Here is a 15,137-nt window from a genome sequence, read left to right on the forward strand (position 1 = left end):
TAACGACCGCTCGAACCTTGTCCGCACCATTGGAGTCGTCTATGTCAGTCATTAACCGGATCCCCGCCGTTGAATCCAAGGGACCTGCCACCCCCGGCACGCAGCGGATCCCGACCGTTGAAGCCAGCGACACCGGCACTACCGACATCATTGGCCGGATCCACTCCGTCGAGACCTGCGGGACCGTCGACGGCCCCGGCATCCGCTTCATCGTGTTCATGCAGGGCTGCCTGATGCGCTGCAAGTATTGTCACAACCGGGACACCTGGGACACCCAGGGCGGCCGCGAGGTCACCGTGCCCGAGCTGATGAAGGATCTCACCAGCTATCGCCACTTCATGAATGCCTCCGGCGGTGGCGTGACCGCCTCCGGCGGCGAGGCCATGCTGCAGCAGGAGTTCATCGCCGAACTGTTCACCGCCTGCAAGGCCCAGGGGATCCACACCTGCCTCGACACCAACGGTTTCGTGCGTCACTACGACGAACTGCTCGACCGGGTGCTGGACAACACCGATCTGGTGCTGCTCGACATCAAGCAGATCAACGACGAGAAGCACATTCCCCTCACCCACGTCAGCAACAAATACACCCTGGAGTTCGCCCGCTACCTGGCCTCCCGCGGTCAGACCATGTGGATCCGCTACGTGGTGGTACCCACCTGGTCCGACGATGACGAGAGCGCAGAAGGACTCGGCCAGTTCATCGCCGAGCTGGGGGAGTGCGTCGAGAAGGTGGAGCTGCTGCCCTACCACGAACTTGGCAAGCATAAGTGGGACGTGCTGGGAGATACCTATGATCTGGTCGGCATCAAGCCCCCCAGCAAGGAGACCATGGACAGGGTCCAGGGCATCCTTGGCAAGTATCACCCCAACGTGAAGTATTGAGACAGGAGGCCGCCCGGCAGAGGGCGGCCTCTTTTCATTGCGCCGGCGTTTGCCACGGCGCCATCACCGACAGCCGCATCCGGGGGAACCGCTCATGAGTGAAGGACAAGTCGCCGCCCTCCTGCTCTGGCTGGTGCTGCTCGCCTTCAGTCTGAACGCCTCCCTGCTGCGCACCCTTGGCGCCCACCCGCTCTATCAGCATCTTTGCCTCGGCGGCGCCATCGTGCTGGTACCGCTGTGGACCTTGCGGGCCGGGTTGCACGAGGGGCTCGAGATCCACTTTCTCGGCCTCACCAGCCTGACCCTGCTGCTGGGCTGGCGCCTCGCCCTGCTCGCCCCCTGCCTCACCCTGCTGCTCCTCGCTTACTTCGGGGTCATCCCCCTGACCGACATCGGCTGGCAAGCCCTCATCGGCGTCGCCCTGCCGGTGGCAACCAGCTGGCTACTGTTTCTGGGGAGCTGGGCCTGGCTGCCTCGCCACCTCTTCGTCTATCTGTTCGTGGCGGCATTTCTCGGGGGGGCGCTGAGCATTTCGGCCAAGGTGATCGCCAGCGCCCTGCTGATGGGGGTGAGCGGCACCTACTCCTGGCACACCATCAGCGCCGACTACCTCTCCATCTGGCCGCTGCTGCTCTTCCCCGAGGCGCTCCTCAACGGCATGACCATGACCCTGCTCGCCGTCTATCGCCCCCACTGGGTCAACACCTTCTTCGACAGGGAGTACCTGGGGCGCTGAGCCTGCCCGTGGTCCATAAAAGAAGCCCGCAGTTGCGGGCTTTTTCTCTGCTGGCAGTCAGACGCTGCGCGGGCGCAGGTGGGCATGCCAGCGGGCTTCCCACTTCTTGAACAACCAGACGATGACGAAGGTGAGCAGCATGTAGAGCAGACCTGCGGTCAGGAACGCCTCGAACGGGCTGTAGTAGCGGGAGTTGATGATCCGCGCCGCCCCCGTCAGATCGACGATGGTGATGATGCCCGCCACCGCCGACCCCTGCAGCATGAAGATCACCTCGTTGCTGTAGGCCGGCAGCGCACGGCGAAACGAGTTGGGCAGGATGATGCGGGTGAGGGTCTGCCAGCGGGTCATGCCGAAGGCGCTTGCCGCTTCTATCTGCCCCTTGGGCATGTTCATCACGGCGCCACGCACTATCTCGGCGGTGTAGGCGCCGGTGTTGAGAGTGAACGCCAGCAGGGCACAGAACCAGGCTTCCGAGAAGAGGGACCAGGCCGCACTGTTCTTGAGCCACTCCCACTGGGCGGCACCGTAGTAGATGATGAAGAGCTGCACCAGAAGCGGGGTGCCACGGAAGAAGTAGATATAGGCCCAGATTGGCCCCTTTATCAACCAGTTGCGGCTGTTGCGCAGTATGCCCATGGGCACCGCCAGCATGAGCCCCAGCATGAGCGAGGCGGCCACCAGCCAGATGGTGGTATAGAGCCCCTCCCAGTAGGTGGGCCACTCCTTGAGAATGATCGAGAAATCCATGGCTTACCTCGTCTTGATGGCGTAGTGACGCTCGGCCCACTTGAGCGCCGAGGTAGAGACTGCGGTGAAGACCAGGAAGATCAGCGCCACCGCCATGTAGAAGGTGAAAGGCTGCTGGGTCGAGCCCGCCGCGAGCGACGCCTTTCGCACCATGTCATCGAGCCCGATGATGGAGACCAGGGCCGTGGTTTTCAGCAGCACCAGCCAGTTGTTGCCAAACCCGGGCAGGGCGTGGCGCATCATCTGGGGAAAGAGGATCCGCACAAAGACCTGGCTTGCCCGCATGCCGAAGGCACGGGCCGCCTCGAGCTCCCCCTTGTCCACCGCCAGGATGGCGCCGCGGAAGGTCTCGGTCATGTAGGCGCCGAAGATGAAGCCGATGGTAGCGACCCCGGCCGCAAACGGGCTGATGTCGATGTAATCGGGCAGCAGGGAGACCCACTCCTGGTTCGGGTTGCTCGCCAGCAGATGGTTGTTGTAGGCCTCGTTGACCCAGGTGCAGATCCCGTTGATGAGCACCTGGCCGCCGAAGAAGAGCAGCATCATCAGCACCAGATCCGGGATGCCGCGAATGACGGTGGTGTAGGTCACCGCGATGCCGCGTGCCCACTTGTAGGGAGAGAGCTTGGCCAGGGCCCCCAGCATGCCGAGCACCAGGGCCAGCAGCAGGGAGGCGAGCGCCACCTCCAGGGTGATCCAGGCCCCCTCCAGCAGAGAGGTTTCGTATCCTTTCAAATCAAACATATGCAATGCAGCTCCATCGCAATCGGGCCCGTCACTCCCAGCGGAAGGCAACGGGCCCGATGACTACTGACGGGATCAACCTGTCGTTGTTCGCCTGACGTCGGCTTACTCGCCGTACACGTCGAAGTCGAAGTACTTGTCGTTGATTTCCTTGTACTTGCCATTGGCACGCAGGGCCAGGATGGCGGCATTGAATTTCTCTTTCAGATCCTTGTCAGCCTTGCGCACCGCGATGCCGGCACCCTCGCCAAACCACTTGGGATCGGTCAGTTTCGGGCCGATGAACTCGAAGGCATCGCCCCCTTCCTTCTTCAGCAGGCCGTCGCTGATGGCGGCGGAGTCGGCCATCACGTAGTCGACACGGCCGGATTTCAGATCGAGGTAGGCTTCATCCGCAGTGCCGTAGCGCTTGATGGTGGCATTGGGGAAGTTGTCGGTGATGTAGGTATCCATGGAGGTGGCACGCTGCACGGCGATGGTCTTGCCGTCCATGAAGGCCTTGTCGAGCTGGATCTCGGTCCCTTTCTTGGCGGCGAAGCGCGCCGGGATGTGCTGGTACTTCTGGGTGAAGTCCACCTTCTTCTTGCGCTCTTCGGTGATGTCCATGGTGGCGATGATGGCGTCATACTTGCGCGACAGCAGCGCCGGAATGATGCCGTCCCAGTCCTGCTTGATCAGGGTGCACTTCACCTTCATCTCGTCGCACAGGGCGTTGGCGATGTCGATGTCGAAGCCTTTCACCTCGCCGCTCGGCTCGGTCCAGGAGAAGGGGGGATAGGCCCCTTCCACCCCGATCCGGACCTCTTTCCACTCCTTGGCCATCAGGCTACCGGAACACAGGGCCGTCATCACGGCAGTCGCCAGCATCAGCTTGTTCATGTATCTCTCCTTGATAAACACGTCGATCGTTGAAAGTACGGATGGTTGAAATTGAATCCCGTCCATCAATAGATGGACGAGATGAATTGCTTGAATCGCTCCGACTTGGGATGGGCGAAGATCTCCTTGGGATTGCCCTCCTCCTCCACGCGCCCCTGGTGCAGGAACATCACCTTGTTCGACACATCGCGGGCAAAGGACATCTCGTGGGTCACCACCATCATGGTACGCCCCTCTTCCGCCAGCTCGCGCATCAGGCCAAGGACCTCCCCCACCAGTTCAGGGTCGAGGGCCGAGGTAGGCTCGTCAAACAGCATCACTTCGGGCTCCACCGCCAGCGCCCGGGCGATGGCAGCCCGCTGCTGCTGACCGCCGGAGAGATGACCGGGATAATAGTCGCGACGCTCCCACAGCCCCACCCGGTTGAGCAGGTGCTCCGCCTTGGCGATGGCCTCGGCACGGGGAACCTTGAGCACCTGGATGGGCACTTCGATGATGTTCTGCATGATGGTCATGTGGGACCAGAGATTGAAGCTTTGAAACACCATGGCCAGTCGGCTGCGGATACGCTCCACCTGGCGCATGTCTTCCGGCAGGCGTTCGCCGGAACGGCTGGTTTTCATCCGGATCAACTCCCCGTGGAGGGAGACGCTGCCCGATGAGGGGGTTTCAAGCAGATTGATACAGCGTAGAAAGGTCGACTTCCCCGAACCCGAGGAGCCGATGAGGGAGATCACATCCCCCTTGTGGGCCGTCATATCGATGCCCTTGAGCACTTCGTGGGTGCCAAAATACTTGTGCAGATCACGAACTTCCAGTGCGGCAACGTCGCTCATCCATTACAACCTTGTCTGTCCCTAGACGCCGCTTCGGCGTGACTCCACCATCGTCCATTTAACAAAACGTTAACCGATGGCAACCTTCAGCGAAAATATCATTGAGGTAGTGAAAAAACAATACAGAACCGAGGTATTTGGTGTTTTATCTGTATTTTTATTGGCCTATTGAGTATTTTTCAGCACTTTGTCTGCATAAAATCCATTTTTTGTCGCACCTTCCCTACCGCTCTTTTATACCCGCAGCGCACTAGTAGCAAGCATATTTCACCATATCCGCCAGATGTCACCCAAAAGGACTTTATTCACCCGGGCAGATTCCCCTTCTCTCGTCATTTCATGGGGATGAAATTGATTTTTCAGGTGATGTGGCCCTCTTTCCCCGTTTGCGTACAGAGCCGACTGTCATCAAAAAACACAACAATATGATAAAAAAGTCCCGTATGGGCCATGCTGATGCACAGATCCGTGACACAGGTGCAACAAGTCGTGATAAGGTGCCGTTTTTCCACGTTTTGTGATCGAGGCCCCGATGTTGCTCAATGTGTTGCTGATCCTGCTGCCGCTCGTGATCGGCTATCTGGTTCCCCTCTCTTCCGCCCGTCTGATCAAGCTGGTCAACCAGTCCCTGGGCAAGATGGTCTACCTCATCCTGTTCCTGATGGGGCTGGGGCTGGCCTATGTGGAGAACCTGGGCAGCAACCTGGCAGTGATCTTCAAGGTGGCAGGGGTGATGCTCGCCGCCATTACCCTGTGCAACCTGCTGGCCCTGTGGTGGCTGGACAAGCGCAGCCCCCCTACCCACGAGGCCAGTGACGGCAAGATGCCGAGCAAGCTGCACCTGTTGTGGGAATCCCTCCAGCTCTGTTTCGTGGTGCTGGGGGGCGTCTTGCTGGGACTGGTGGTGGACCTGCGCGCCCTGCCCATCGACAAGTTGAGCGAGTGGGCCCTGATGCTGCTGCTCTTGCTCATCGGCATCCAGATGCGCAACTCCGGCATGCGCCTGCGCCAGATCCTGCTCAACCCCTGGGGCATGAAGATCGCGCTCACCGTCATCCTCAGCAGCTGGCTCGGCAGCCTGCTGGCCGCCCAGCTGCTCGGCATGCCCTTTGCCCATGGCCTCGCGATGAGCTCCAGTTTTGGCTGGTATTCGCTCTCCGGCATTCTGGTAGCGGACAAGCTGGGCCCGGTGCTGGGCTCCGCCGCCTTCATCAACGATCTGGGGCGCGAGCTTATCGCCATCCTCATCATCCCGGTGCTGATGCGCCGCCACCCCAGCGCCGCCATCGGCTACGGCGGCGCCACGGCGCTGGACTTCACCCTGCCTGTCATCCAGAAATCCGGCGGCATCCAGGTGGTGCCGGTGGCCATCGTCTCCGGCTTTATCCTGAGCCTGCTCGGCCCCATTCTGATCCTGGGGTTTCTCGCCATCTGAACCCCATGGCACGACAAAGCCCGGCACTGCTGCCGGGCTTTTTGTTGATGAACTGAGCGGGCTGGATGACAGGCGCCGGTATTCAGGTGCGCCACCGCCCCCCACTCATCACCCGCTCGATGGCGAACGTATCAGGATCGATCAGCAGCAGATCCGCATCCTGCCCTACCCCCAGGGTACCCTTGCTCGCAAGCCCCAGCGCCCTGGCCGGATTGGCCGTCACTACCGCCAGTGCCGTCTCCAGCGCCACCCCCTTGCCGCAGGCCGCCACCACCTCCTGCCACAGGCTCCCTATCTGGCCGCAGCGCAGCTCGATGAGCCGCCCCTCGCCGTCAAAGCGCGGCAGACTGGCGTTGGCGTCCGAGCTGAAGCTGATGCGATCCACGGGCACGCCGGCCGCCAGCAACGCCACCAGGGCGTCGGCCGCGAGCCGCTCCCCGTCATCCAGCAGGTCCGGGAAGCTCGACGTGGTGAGGTCGACCCAGCCGCCTGCCCGACCCCACTCGATGGCCTCGGCAAAGAGCCAGGGATTGCGGTTGCAGTGAGTGGGGTAGAGCTGGCGAAGCGGGATGTCGGTGTCATCGCGCAGGGCCCGCAGGGGCGCCAGCGCCCCGCGGCCATCTCCCAGGTGAAAGAAGCTGACGCCACTTTTGCCCGACAACAGCCCGGCCACCCGCGCCTCGCTCGCCAGGCGCGCCAGCTCGTCGTGGGTGGGGGCGCTGGACCTGTGATCGCTGATGGCCACCTCCCCCACCCCCAGCACTTCGGGGATCAGCATGATGTCCGACTCCACCGTGCCGGTGAGGGTCTTGACCGGCAGGTGGTAGGAGCCGGTGTACATGAAGGCGCTCACCCCGGCGGCGCGAAACTCGCGTACCTTGCCGAGCACCTGGGCCGGGCTGCGGGTCAGGCTGTCGGTGCCGAGCGCCGCCACGAGTGTGGTGACCCCCGCCGCCAGAGCTTCCCTTGCCGAGAGCTCCGGCGTGCGAAAGCCGAAGCCTCCCTCGCCGCCCCCTCCCGTGATATGGGCGAGCGGGTCTACCAGTCCGGGCACCAGATAGCGGCCGCCAGCGTCCACCCGCGTCAGTGGCCAGTCGGCCGGAACCGTCAGTCCCTTGCCCATCCAGGCGATGCGGCCATCCGCCACCAGCAGGTCCTGCTGGCCGAGCGGGGCCGGACTATGGATCTGCGCACCCTCGATCAGGGTCAACATGGGGTCTCTCCTTGCTGCATGAAAAAGGAGGGAGCAGGCTCCCTCCGACTGTTACCCATCAACCGCCATAGATATCGTACTTGAAGTACTTCCGGTTGATCTCCTGATACTTGCCGTTGGCGCGCAGGGCCTTGATGGCGTCGTTCAGCCTAGCCTTGAGATCCGGATCCCCCTTGCGCACCGCGATCCCCATGCCATCGCCAAACCATTGACGGTCGGTCAGGGCCGGCCCCACATAGTCGAACTTGTCGCCCCCTTCCTTGCCAAGCAACCCCTGTTCGATGGCCGAGGCGTCGGCCAGCAGGGCCTGCACCCGTCCCGCCTTCAGGTCGAGGTAGGCTTCATCGGCACTGCCGTAACGCACTATGGTGACGCTGGAGCCGAAGTTGTCGGTCAGGTACTTGTCGTGGGTGGTGGCCCGCTGCACGCCGATGCGCTTGCCCGCCATCCCTTCCGGCGTCAGCGTCAGTTCGGTGCCCCTGGCCGCCACGAAGCGGTTGGGAATGTGGGCATATTTCTCGGTGAAGTCGACCTTCTTGCGCCGCTCGTCGGTGATCGACATGGCAGCGATGATGGCGTCGTACTTGCGCGACAGCAGGGCCGGGATCATGCCGTCCCAATCCTGGGCCACCAGTTCGCACCTGACGGCCATCTGCTGGCACAGGGCGTTGGCAAGATCGATGTCAAATCCCTTGATCTCTCCGGACGCATCGGTCCATGAGAAGGGTGGATAGGCCCCCTCCACGCCAAAGCGTACCGTCTTCCACTCCTTGGCGGTGACGGGGGTGGCGAGCAGACAGGCAGCAACAAGGGCTGACAGGGTCAGTGTGGTCTTCATTGTGAGTACTCCATTACATAAAAAGCGCACAGGCGCGGTCAAGGCATCGCAGGCAGAGGCAAGCGATGGCCAACAAACGGCAAATTGCAGATGAGCGGGATTACGCCGCCATGGGCGTCAATGAACTGCTCCGGGGCCTCGACCTATTCGTCGAACCACTCGGAGAGATAGAAAGGCTTGAAATAGAAGGCCAGAAAGAAGCCTCTGGCTTTGCGCATCATGATGGTTTGTCGCGTCCTGTGACAAAGATGGCAAGCACCTTACCACGCCTCAAATTTGCCCGGCAAGGGGACTTGGGGATGAAACATCCTGCCCATGGTCAATCCGGCCACGATTCGTTAGGCTCGGATCACCCGTTCACGCCCAGGCACGCGAGCCCCATCCCATGAATTTTCTCGCCCACCTCCATCTGGCGGCCCATACCGGCAGCTCCCTCACCGGCAACCTGCTGGGGGACTTCATCAAGGGCCCGCTGCCGACGGGTCTGGCTGACCACTTCGACGAGGGGATCTGGCTGCACCGCAAGATAGACGCCTTCACCGATGCCCACCCGGCCCATCGGGCCGCCGTGGCGAGCTTCGACCCCCCCTGGCGCCGCTTCGGCGGCATTGTGGTGGACATGCTCTACGATCACTGGCTCAGCCAGCACTGGCAGAGGTTCAGCGCAGCCCCCCTGCCCCGCTTTCTGGCGCAGAGCTATGGTCAGCTTCTCCTGGATCATCACAGCCTGCCACAGGGCCTGCCGATGGCCCTGCGGCGCATGGCCGAGCAGGACTGGCTGGCCTCCTACCAGTACCGGGAAGGGGTGGGAGCGGCCCTCAACGGCATCGGTCGTCGGCTGCGCCGCCCCGTGCCGCTCGGGGAGGCGCTCCACGCCCTGGATCAGGCTCGCTGGACCGAGGCCGAGCACGCCTTCCTGCACTTCTACCCGGAGCTGATGCGCTTTTGCGAGGCGCAGATCGCCGCCCACCGCACGGCCACCTCATCCCCACCATAAAAAACGCCCCGAGCGGGGCGTTGTCATCGGGGGAACGCTCAGGCCTTGGGGCTGGCCGGCAGGAAGCGAAACGCCTTGGCCGGGACGAATTTCTCCGCCGTCTCCCCCGCATAGAGCTGCTGCTCGGTCAGGGGCAACTTGCGCACCGGGGCCCCCGCGGCGAGATCCAGTTTGTCCATGCTCACCCAGAAGGTGTTGGGCAGATGGGTCAGCTCGAAGAAATAGCGGCGATGCTGCTGATCCGCCACGCTGCGCCACAGGGTGGTGGAGATGTTGGGCTGATCCGGGGTGCTGATCCCCATGGGTACCGAGACATTGCGCATCACGCTCATCACCCCGGCCACTGCCTCGTTGGCCTGGTCGGTCTTTGGCAGGGTCTTGATGTAGAAGGAAGCGCGGGCAAAACGATCCGCCGAGCGGTTGGTGCCGGGCAGCATGGTGAGACCGCCAATCTCCTCCCAGTAGTCGTTGAGGGCCAGTTGCTTGTCAAAGGTCGGCGAGTTAGTCATCACCTGATAGCTGCGGTCGTGGTAGATCTGCAGCTTGCCCCCCACGTACTGGAAGATGGCGGAATCGCCGCTCGCATCGGAGAGGGAGAGGTGCAGCTGGCCCGGCTTGCCATCCGGGGTCAGGGTGGTCACCACATAGAACTCGTCCTTCGACAGGGCGGCGACCGCCTCGGCCACGGTGGCGAAGTTGTCCAGCGCGTACTGGGCCCAGAGCGAGATGGAGAGAGTCTTGCGCGGATCCTTGTCGCTCGGGGTCACATACTCGGACTCGGTCAGATAGAGGAGGTTGGCCACCAGCCCCTTCTCGTTCATGCCGTCGGCGGTGCCCGCATCGAAGCCTGCCGCCACCACGGAGCCGTAGCGCGATGTCCACGTCATGGAGTGCGCGCCAGCCTCCCCTTCCCGCGCGATGCCACGGGGCAGCGCCCAGAGATTGGTCGGCATGGCGCTGCGCCAGTCCATGGTACGACCGGTCACCACCAGCGCTCCCTCCCCCTGATAGACGGCGCGGGTACAGGCATCAGCGAGGGAACTGACGGAGAGGGAGACGGTCAGGGCCAGCAGGGTCTTGTGCAACAGGGGGGAACGCAGGATTGTCATATGGATCACTCGAGTCTGGTGAAAACACAAGCATACCCCTTTTTGCATAACAGGGGCTGACTGAGGCTGGCAAACCAGATGGCAGATCTATCAACAGAGGTGCTACCCTGCCAATTAGCGATCAATATCCATAAATTAATCAAAGAGATAAGCAAGCCACTTCGGGGCGATACCGCCAGATGCCATTCGCTGGCTTGCGTCGGTTTCAGACACATACCCTGCCCGCCAGCAGGCGGACAGGGAGGGGCTCAGCCTTCCTTCTTGCGGATACTCAGCCCCAGCTCGCGGCCGCGCAGGCGGGCATAATAGATGGTGCCCACAAACGCCAGGGTGGTGAGCACCAGCTCCACCACCGCCAGCCACCGCTCCCCCTCATCCGTGGTGATCAGGGTCAGGGCGTGCAGGAAGTAGGGCATCAGCACGAAATTGCCCCAGGCGTGGGTGTAGGGATTGCCCTGCACTATGCCCTTGAGGGGGAAGAGCAGCGGCACCGTCCAGATCACCGGCAACAGCCAGGGGGCGAGATCCGGGTGAGGCGAGAGCCAGAGGTGCCAGAGCAGCACCCAGGCCAGCAGGCCGAAAAAACCGGCCAGGGTCAGCAGGCGAGCGAAGCGGGTGCTCACTTGAGGATCTCCAGCACCTGCTCGGGCGGACGACCGATGCGGGCCTGCCCGTTCTTGATGACGATGGGGCGCTCGATGAGCTTGGGGTGCTGGTGCATGGCACGAATGAGGTCATCGCCGCTCACCTCGCCGAGCCCCAGCTCCTTGTAGAGATCTTCCTTGGTGCGCATCAGCTGTCGGGGATCCGTGAAGCCAAGCTGACTCAGGAGGGTGCGGATCTGTGCCTCGCTCGGTGCCTGTTCCAGATAGAGCACCACCTCGGGGGCGACCCCGTGCTGTTCCAGCAAGGCCAGGGTTTCACGGCTCTTGGAGCAGCGCGGATTGTGGTAGATTTGGGTCTCGCTCATGATAACTCCCTGATTAATCGCAAGATGGGACAAGAAATGGCGCTATTGTAGGGGAAACGGATGGTCAGGGTAAGCGGGAAGGCTATGGAAATGAAACGGATCTGTTGGCTGATTGTGGCAACCCTGCTGGGGGCCTGCAGCCCGGCACCCGACTTCACCGACGGCGCGGGAAAGAAGGTCAGCCTCGCGGATCTCGGTGGCAAGCCGCTGCTGGTCAACTACTTCGCCCCCTGGTGCGCCCCCTGCCTGCGGGAGATGCCCCTGCTGGCAACATTGCACCAGGAAGGGCGGATCCGGGTGATCGCCATCAACTATGACCCCGCCTCCCCCGCCGAACTGACCGAGCTGGCAAGGCGCCACGCCATCAGGGTTCCCCTGATGATCCCGGATGACGACGCCCGCCTCCCGTTCCCAAGGCCCGGGGCGCTGCCCACCAGCTATCTGCTCGATGCCAGGGGCACGCTGCTGGAGACCCTGGTGGGGGAGCTGGACGAGCAGAAGATAGGCGAGATAAAACGCCGCCTGGTGAGCGCCCCATAGCAGAGCCATCCATCACATTCATTTCTTCATCATCAAGATGCGTTGAAACCGATGAAAGGCCCTATTTTAGCCTGCAAAACAAGGCGGGGTGCCCCCAAAGGAGCACCCCGCCTGCCATCAACCCGCTCCGGACTCAGCCCTTGAGGCTGTCCAAATCCTTCTTGGCCCGCTCCAGCTGGGTGATGCGCGCCTCGATGCGGGCCAGGGTCAGCTTGTCGCTGGTGGTGCCCCGCGCCACGATCAGTTCGTCGATGGCCGCCTGGTAGTCCCCGCGCAGGGAGAGGGTCTCAGCCCGCGCCATGTGCAGGTCCGTCATTCTGCCCGCCTTGCGGTAGGCGTCCGACAGCAGGCTCCAGGCCAGGCTGTTCTCGTCGTGCTCCCGGGCATAAGGGTCCAGGATGGCGATGGACTTCTTGTAGTTGCCCCCCTCCAGATAGGCGTTGCCGAGGTTCACCACCACCACCTCGTTGTCCGGCATCCGGGTGCGGAAGCGCTCCAGTCTGGCGATGGCCTGGGCGCTGCGCCCCTTGGCGAGATCGATGTCGGTCAGGGCATCCACCACGAAGAGATCCTCCGGATGACGGGTCGCCAGCTCCTGCATCAGGGTGTCGGCCTCGTCGGTGCGCTTGAGCTGCAACAGGGCCAGCGCCTTGCCATAGATGGCGGCATCCTTGAGGGGGTAATCCCCCTTCTGCAGGCGGCTGTCGAAGTAGGTGAGCAGCGCCTGGGGCGTCTCGGTGCCATAGCGCACCTGGATGCGCACCTTGGCCAGCCAGAAGTCCAGGCTCGGCGGCAGGGCGCGCGCGCCATAACTCCCGGCCCGGGCACGGGCTTCGCTGATCCGGGTCTCCGGCAGGGGGTGAGTCAGCAGCATCTCCGGCGGCTTGCTGGCGTAGCGGTACTCCGCCGCCAGCTTCTGGAAGAAGTTGGCCATGCCCATGGGATCGAACCCGGCGTCATACAGCGTCTTCATGCCGATGCGATCCGCCTCGTATTCGTTGTCCCGGGTGTAGTTGATGGCCGACTGCATCGACAAGCCAAGCGTGGTCTGCAAGGCCGCGATGCCGGCGGTGGGGTTGATCACCGCGAGTGCAATGGAGCCCACCAGGCCGGCCAGGGTCATGGCGGAGCTGCTCGCCTGTGCCTCCATGTAACGGGCGATGTGACGCTGGGTCACGTGGGTGATTTCGTGGGCCAGTACCGAGGCCAGCTCGCTCTCGCTCTCGGCGTAGAGGAAGAGGCCGGTGTGCACCTTGACCCGGCCACCTAGGAAGGCCGCCGCGTTGATGCTGGGATCGTTGATGAGGAAGAAGGTGAACGGGAAGCGCACCCCGTCGGCATTGGTCAGCAGCCGCTGGCCCAGATCGTCGATGTATTCGTTGAGCACGGGGTCATCGATGATGGGCAGGCCCGCCCGGGCAAAACGCATGAAGGCGTTGCCGTAGCGCACCTCCTGCTCGATGGGCAGTGCGGCGACCCCGGCGGTACCGATGTCGGGCAACTGGTTGCTCCCCTGGGCGTGGAAGGTCGCCCCCATCAGGGTGACCAACAGGGGAAGCGATGCTATCAGGGGGGAAAAACGTGCCACGTTATCTCTATCTCCAATCAGACCCCAGCGGGCATCGGCAGAATACCCTTGCCATTCAAGGCCCACAAGCGTTGTTTCATCCTCTCATCACGGCCATAATGACCGCCACGCACGCGATGGAGTTCTCATGGAACAGCTCGACCTGACCCCCTGGCGTTGTCCCGAGCCCCTCATCCGGCTCAAGCTCTGGTTGCGCCAGGCCCGGCCCGGTCAATCCGTGTGCATCCAGCTCGGGGATGCAGGCTCCCGGCAGGATATTCCCGCCTATCTGCGCCGTCAGGGTCACCATGTCCAGACCCGGGAAGAGTCAGCTACCCGCCTCTCCCTGCTGCTCGTCGTTGCCCGTCCCCCCCGGGACGCCCTGCTCGCCCCCGAGCCCATGCCACCCACCCCGTGAGCCGCCATTCAAGGAAGCCTCGATGTTAGATGTATTGAAGCGCTGGTATCAGACCCGTTTTTCCGACCCCGATGCCGTCACCCTCTTCCTGCTGCTGGTCTTCTGCTTTGCCGTGCTCTGGCTGTTTGGGGATCTGCTGGCACCGCTGCTGGTGGCCCTGGTGATGGCCTATCTGCTGGAGTGGCCGGTGAGTCGCCTGCAACGAGGCGGCCTTTCTCGCACCGTCGCTACCAGCCTGGTCCTGCTGTTGTTCATCACGGTGACGACCCTGATGCTGCTGGGCCTCATCCCGACGCTGGTGAGCCAGGGGGTCAACCTGGCCAAGGAGGCCCCCGCCATGCTGGCCCATGCCCAGGACTATGTGCGCACCCTGCCGGAAAAATACCCCGAGATCATCGACGTCAGCCTGGTGGAGACCATCATCGACAACATTCGCCAGCGCATCCTGACCGGCGGCGAACAACTGGTGAGCGCCTCTTTGAGCTCCCTCATCAACGTGGTGGCCATCCTCATCTACGCCATCCTGGTGCCCCTGATGGTCTTCTTCATGCTCAAGGACAAACAGGTGCTGATGGGGGGCCTGCGCCGCTTCCTGCCCCGCAACCGCACCCTGGTGAACCGGGTCTGGGTGGAGATGAACGACCAGATCATCAACTACATCCGCGGCAAGGTGATCGAGATCGTCATCGTCGGCATCGCCACCTATGTGCCCTTCGCCCTGATGGGATTGCGCTACTCCGCCCTGCTGGCGGTCGCGGTGGGCTTCTCCGTGCTCATCCCCTATATCGGTGCCGCCGCGGTGACCGTGCCGGTGGCCATGGTGGCCCTGTTCCAGTGGGGGCTGACCCCCGACTTCGCCTGGCTGATGGTGGCCTATTTCGTGATCCAGGCCCTCGACGGCAACCTGCTGGTCCCCCTGCTCTTCTCCGAGGCGGTCAACCTGCACCCGGTGGCCATCATCATCGCTGTGCTGGTGTTTGGCGGTCTGTGGGGCTTTTGGGGCGTCTTCTTCGCCATTCCCCTCGCCACACTGGTCAAAGCGGTGCTCAACGCCTGGCCCAAGCGGGAAGATCTCCCCCGCCCCGCCCCCTGACCCTGGCAAGGGGCGAGGCCGGGTCTCGCCCCTTCCAGATACCGGCCACCAGCAGCACCTCCGTGACGCTGGCTCATGCTTGCCTTGTCGGGTTTAATTGAAAACCGACATCCGTTTGACTTGCTACG

General features: G+C 62.7%; 18 protein-coding genes. 8 read left to right on the plus strand and 10 right to left on the minus strand.

Annotated features, from left to right (window positions below; translation table 11 throughout):
* The first annotated feature begins 41 nt into the window (after positions 1-41).
* Together pflA and C2U30_RS05600 are read left to right on the plus strand one after the other, a co-directional pair.
* Positions 42-884 (plus strand): pyruvate formate lyase 1-activating protein, encoded by an 843-nt coding sequence (gene pflA, locus C2U30_RS05595; RefSeq protein ID WP_010674272.1) that lies wholly within the window; start codon positions 42-44, stop codon positions 882-884.
* Between the two features lie 94 nt (positions 885-978).
* Positions 979-1,620 carry an energy-coupling factor ABC transporter permease gene (locus C2U30_RS05600; RefSeq protein ID WP_103243373.1) on the plus strand — a complete coding sequence of 214 codons (642 nt, stop codon included), beginning with the start codon at positions 979-981 and terminating at the stop codon, positions 1,618-1,620.
* Positions 1,621-1,677: 57 nt separating this feature from the next.
* Here C2U30_RS05600 and C2U30_RS05605 read toward each other — a convergent pair whose 3' ends face one another.
* From C2U30_RS05605 to C2U30_RS05620, 4 genes are all read right to left on the minus strand, one after another.
* Positions 1,678-2,370: an ABC transporter permease gene (locus C2U30_RS05605; RefSeq protein WP_010674270.1), complete on the minus strand. Its 693-nt coding sequence runs from the start codon at positions 2,368-2,370 to the stop codon at positions 1,678-1,680.
* 3 nt (positions 2,371-2,373) lie between these two features.
* Positions 2,374-3,114 carry an ABC transporter permease gene (locus tag C2U30_RS05610; protein WP_103243374.1) on the minus strand — a complete coding sequence of 247 codons (741 nt, stop codon included), beginning with the start codon at positions 3,112-3,114 and terminating at the stop codon, positions 2,374-2,376.
* Between the two features lie 105 nt (positions 3,115-3,219).
* Positions 3,220-3,993 (minus strand): ABC transporter substrate-binding protein, encoded by a 774-nt coding sequence (locus tag C2U30_RS05615; RefSeq protein ID WP_041212797.1) that lies wholly within the window; start codon positions 3,991-3,993, stop codon positions 3,220-3,222.
* Positions 3,994-4,058: 65 nt separating this feature from the next.
* Positions 4,059-4,829: an ABC transporter ATP-binding protein gene (locus C2U30_RS05620; protein WP_010674267.1), complete on the minus strand. Its 771-nt coding sequence runs from the start codon at positions 4,827-4,829 to the stop codon at positions 4,059-4,061.
* 532 nt (positions 4,830-5,361) lie between these two features.
* Between C2U30_RS05620 and C2U30_RS05625 the strand changes: the two genes are divergently transcribed.
* A complete protein-coding gene (locus C2U30_RS05625; protein ID WP_041215456.1) occupies positions 5,362-6,264 on the plus strand; it encodes a lysine exporter LysO family protein in 903 nt (300 codons plus the stop codon).
* 82 nt (positions 6,265-6,346) lie between these two features.
* Here C2U30_RS05625 and iadA read toward each other — a convergent pair whose 3' ends face one another.
* Together iadA and C2U30_RS05635 are read right to left on the minus strand one after the other, a co-directional pair.
* Positions 6,347-7,477 carry a beta-aspartyl-peptidase gene (gene iadA / locus C2U30_RS05630; RefSeq protein WP_103243375.1) on the minus strand — a complete coding sequence of 377 codons (1,131 nt, stop codon included), beginning with the start codon at positions 7,475-7,477 and terminating at the stop codon, positions 6,347-6,349.
* A gap of 58 nt (positions 7,478-7,535) precedes the next feature.
* On the minus strand, positions 7,536-8,315 hold the full coding sequence (locus C2U30_RS05635; RefSeq protein ID WP_103243376.1) for an ABC transporter substrate-binding protein: 780 nt from the start codon (positions 8,313-8,315) through the stop codon (positions 7,536-7,538).
* Positions 8,316-8,380: 65 nt separating this feature from the next.
* Between C2U30_RS05635 and C2U30_RS05640 the strand changes: the two genes are divergently transcribed.
* Positions 8,381-8,704, plus strand: coding sequence for a hypothetical protein (locus C2U30_RS05640; RefSeq protein WP_103243377.1), 324 nt, complete (start codon positions 8,381-8,383; stop codon positions 8,702-8,704).
* Positions 8,701-9,312 carry an acyl carrier protein phosphodiesterase gene (locus C2U30_RS05645; RefSeq protein ID WP_045525398.1) on the plus strand — a complete coding sequence of 204 codons (612 nt, stop codon included), beginning with the start codon at positions 8,701-8,703 and terminating at the stop codon, positions 9,310-9,312. Before C2U30_RS05640 ends, C2U30_RS05645 begins: the two co-directional genes overlap by 4 nt.
* A gap of 38 nt (positions 9,313-9,350) precedes the next feature.
* On the opposite strand, the gene C2U30_RS05650 is transcribed toward C2U30_RS05645, so the two are convergent.
* The 3 genes from C2U30_RS05650 to arsC all read right to left on the minus strand — a co-directional run bounded on the left by C2U30_RS05650 (position 9,351) and on the right by arsC (position 11,391).
* Complete coding sequence (locus tag C2U30_RS05650; protein ID WP_103243378.1) at positions 9,351-10,421, minus strand: linear amide C-N hydrolase; 1,071 nt, start codon at positions 10,419-10,421, stop codon at positions 9,351-9,353.
* A gap of 248 nt (positions 10,422-10,669) precedes the next feature.
* A complete protein-coding gene (locus C2U30_RS05655; protein WP_043155315.1) occupies positions 10,670-11,044 on the minus strand; it encodes a DUF2069 domain-containing protein in 375 nt (124 codons plus the stop codon).
* Complete coding sequence (gene arsC / locus C2U30_RS05660) at positions 11,041-11,391, minus strand: arsenate reductase (glutaredoxin) (RefSeq protein ID WP_010674260.1); 351 nt, start codon at positions 11,389-11,391, stop codon at positions 11,041-11,043. The genes C2U30_RS05655 and arsC overlap by 4 nt, the downstream gene beginning before the upstream one ends.
* A gap of 60 nt (positions 11,392-11,451) precedes the next feature.
* Between arsC and C2U30_RS05665 the strand changes: the two genes are divergently transcribed.
* Positions 11,452-11,931 carry a TlpA family protein disulfide reductase gene (locus tag C2U30_RS05665; protein ID WP_103243379.1) on the plus strand — a complete coding sequence of 160 codons (480 nt, stop codon included), beginning with the start codon at positions 11,452-11,454 and terminating at the stop codon, positions 11,929-11,931.
* Positions 11,932-12,064: 133 nt separating this feature from the next.
* Here the strand turns inward: C2U30_RS05665 and C2U30_RS05670 are convergent, their stop codons facing one another.
* Positions 12,065-13,519 (minus strand): beta-barrel assembly-enhancing protease, encoded by a 1,455-nt coding sequence (locus C2U30_RS05670; RefSeq protein WP_223918331.1) that lies wholly within the window; start codon positions 13,517-13,519, stop codon positions 12,065-12,067.
* A gap of 127 nt (positions 13,520-13,646) precedes the next feature.
* On the opposite strand from C2U30_RS05670, the gene C2U30_RS05675 reads away from it, so the two are divergent.
* Positions 13,647-13,916 carry a sulfurtransferase TusA family protein gene (locus C2U30_RS05675; protein WP_103243380.1) on the plus strand — a complete coding sequence of 90 codons (270 nt, stop codon included), beginning with the start codon at positions 13,647-13,649 and terminating at the stop codon, positions 13,914-13,916.
* Positions 13,917-13,938: 22 nt separating this feature from the next.
* Entirely contained in the window at positions 13,939-15,009 is a 1,071-nt protein-coding gene (locus C2U30_RS05680; RefSeq protein ID WP_029314318.1) for an AI-2E family transporter, read from the plus strand.
* Positions 15,010-15,137 lie beyond the last annotated feature (128 nt).

It is taken from the genome of Aeromonas sp. ASNIH5, assembly GCF_002902865.1.
Lineage (GTDB): Bacteria > Pseudomonadota > Gammaproteobacteria > Enterobacterales > Aeromonadaceae > Aeromonas > Aeromonas caviae.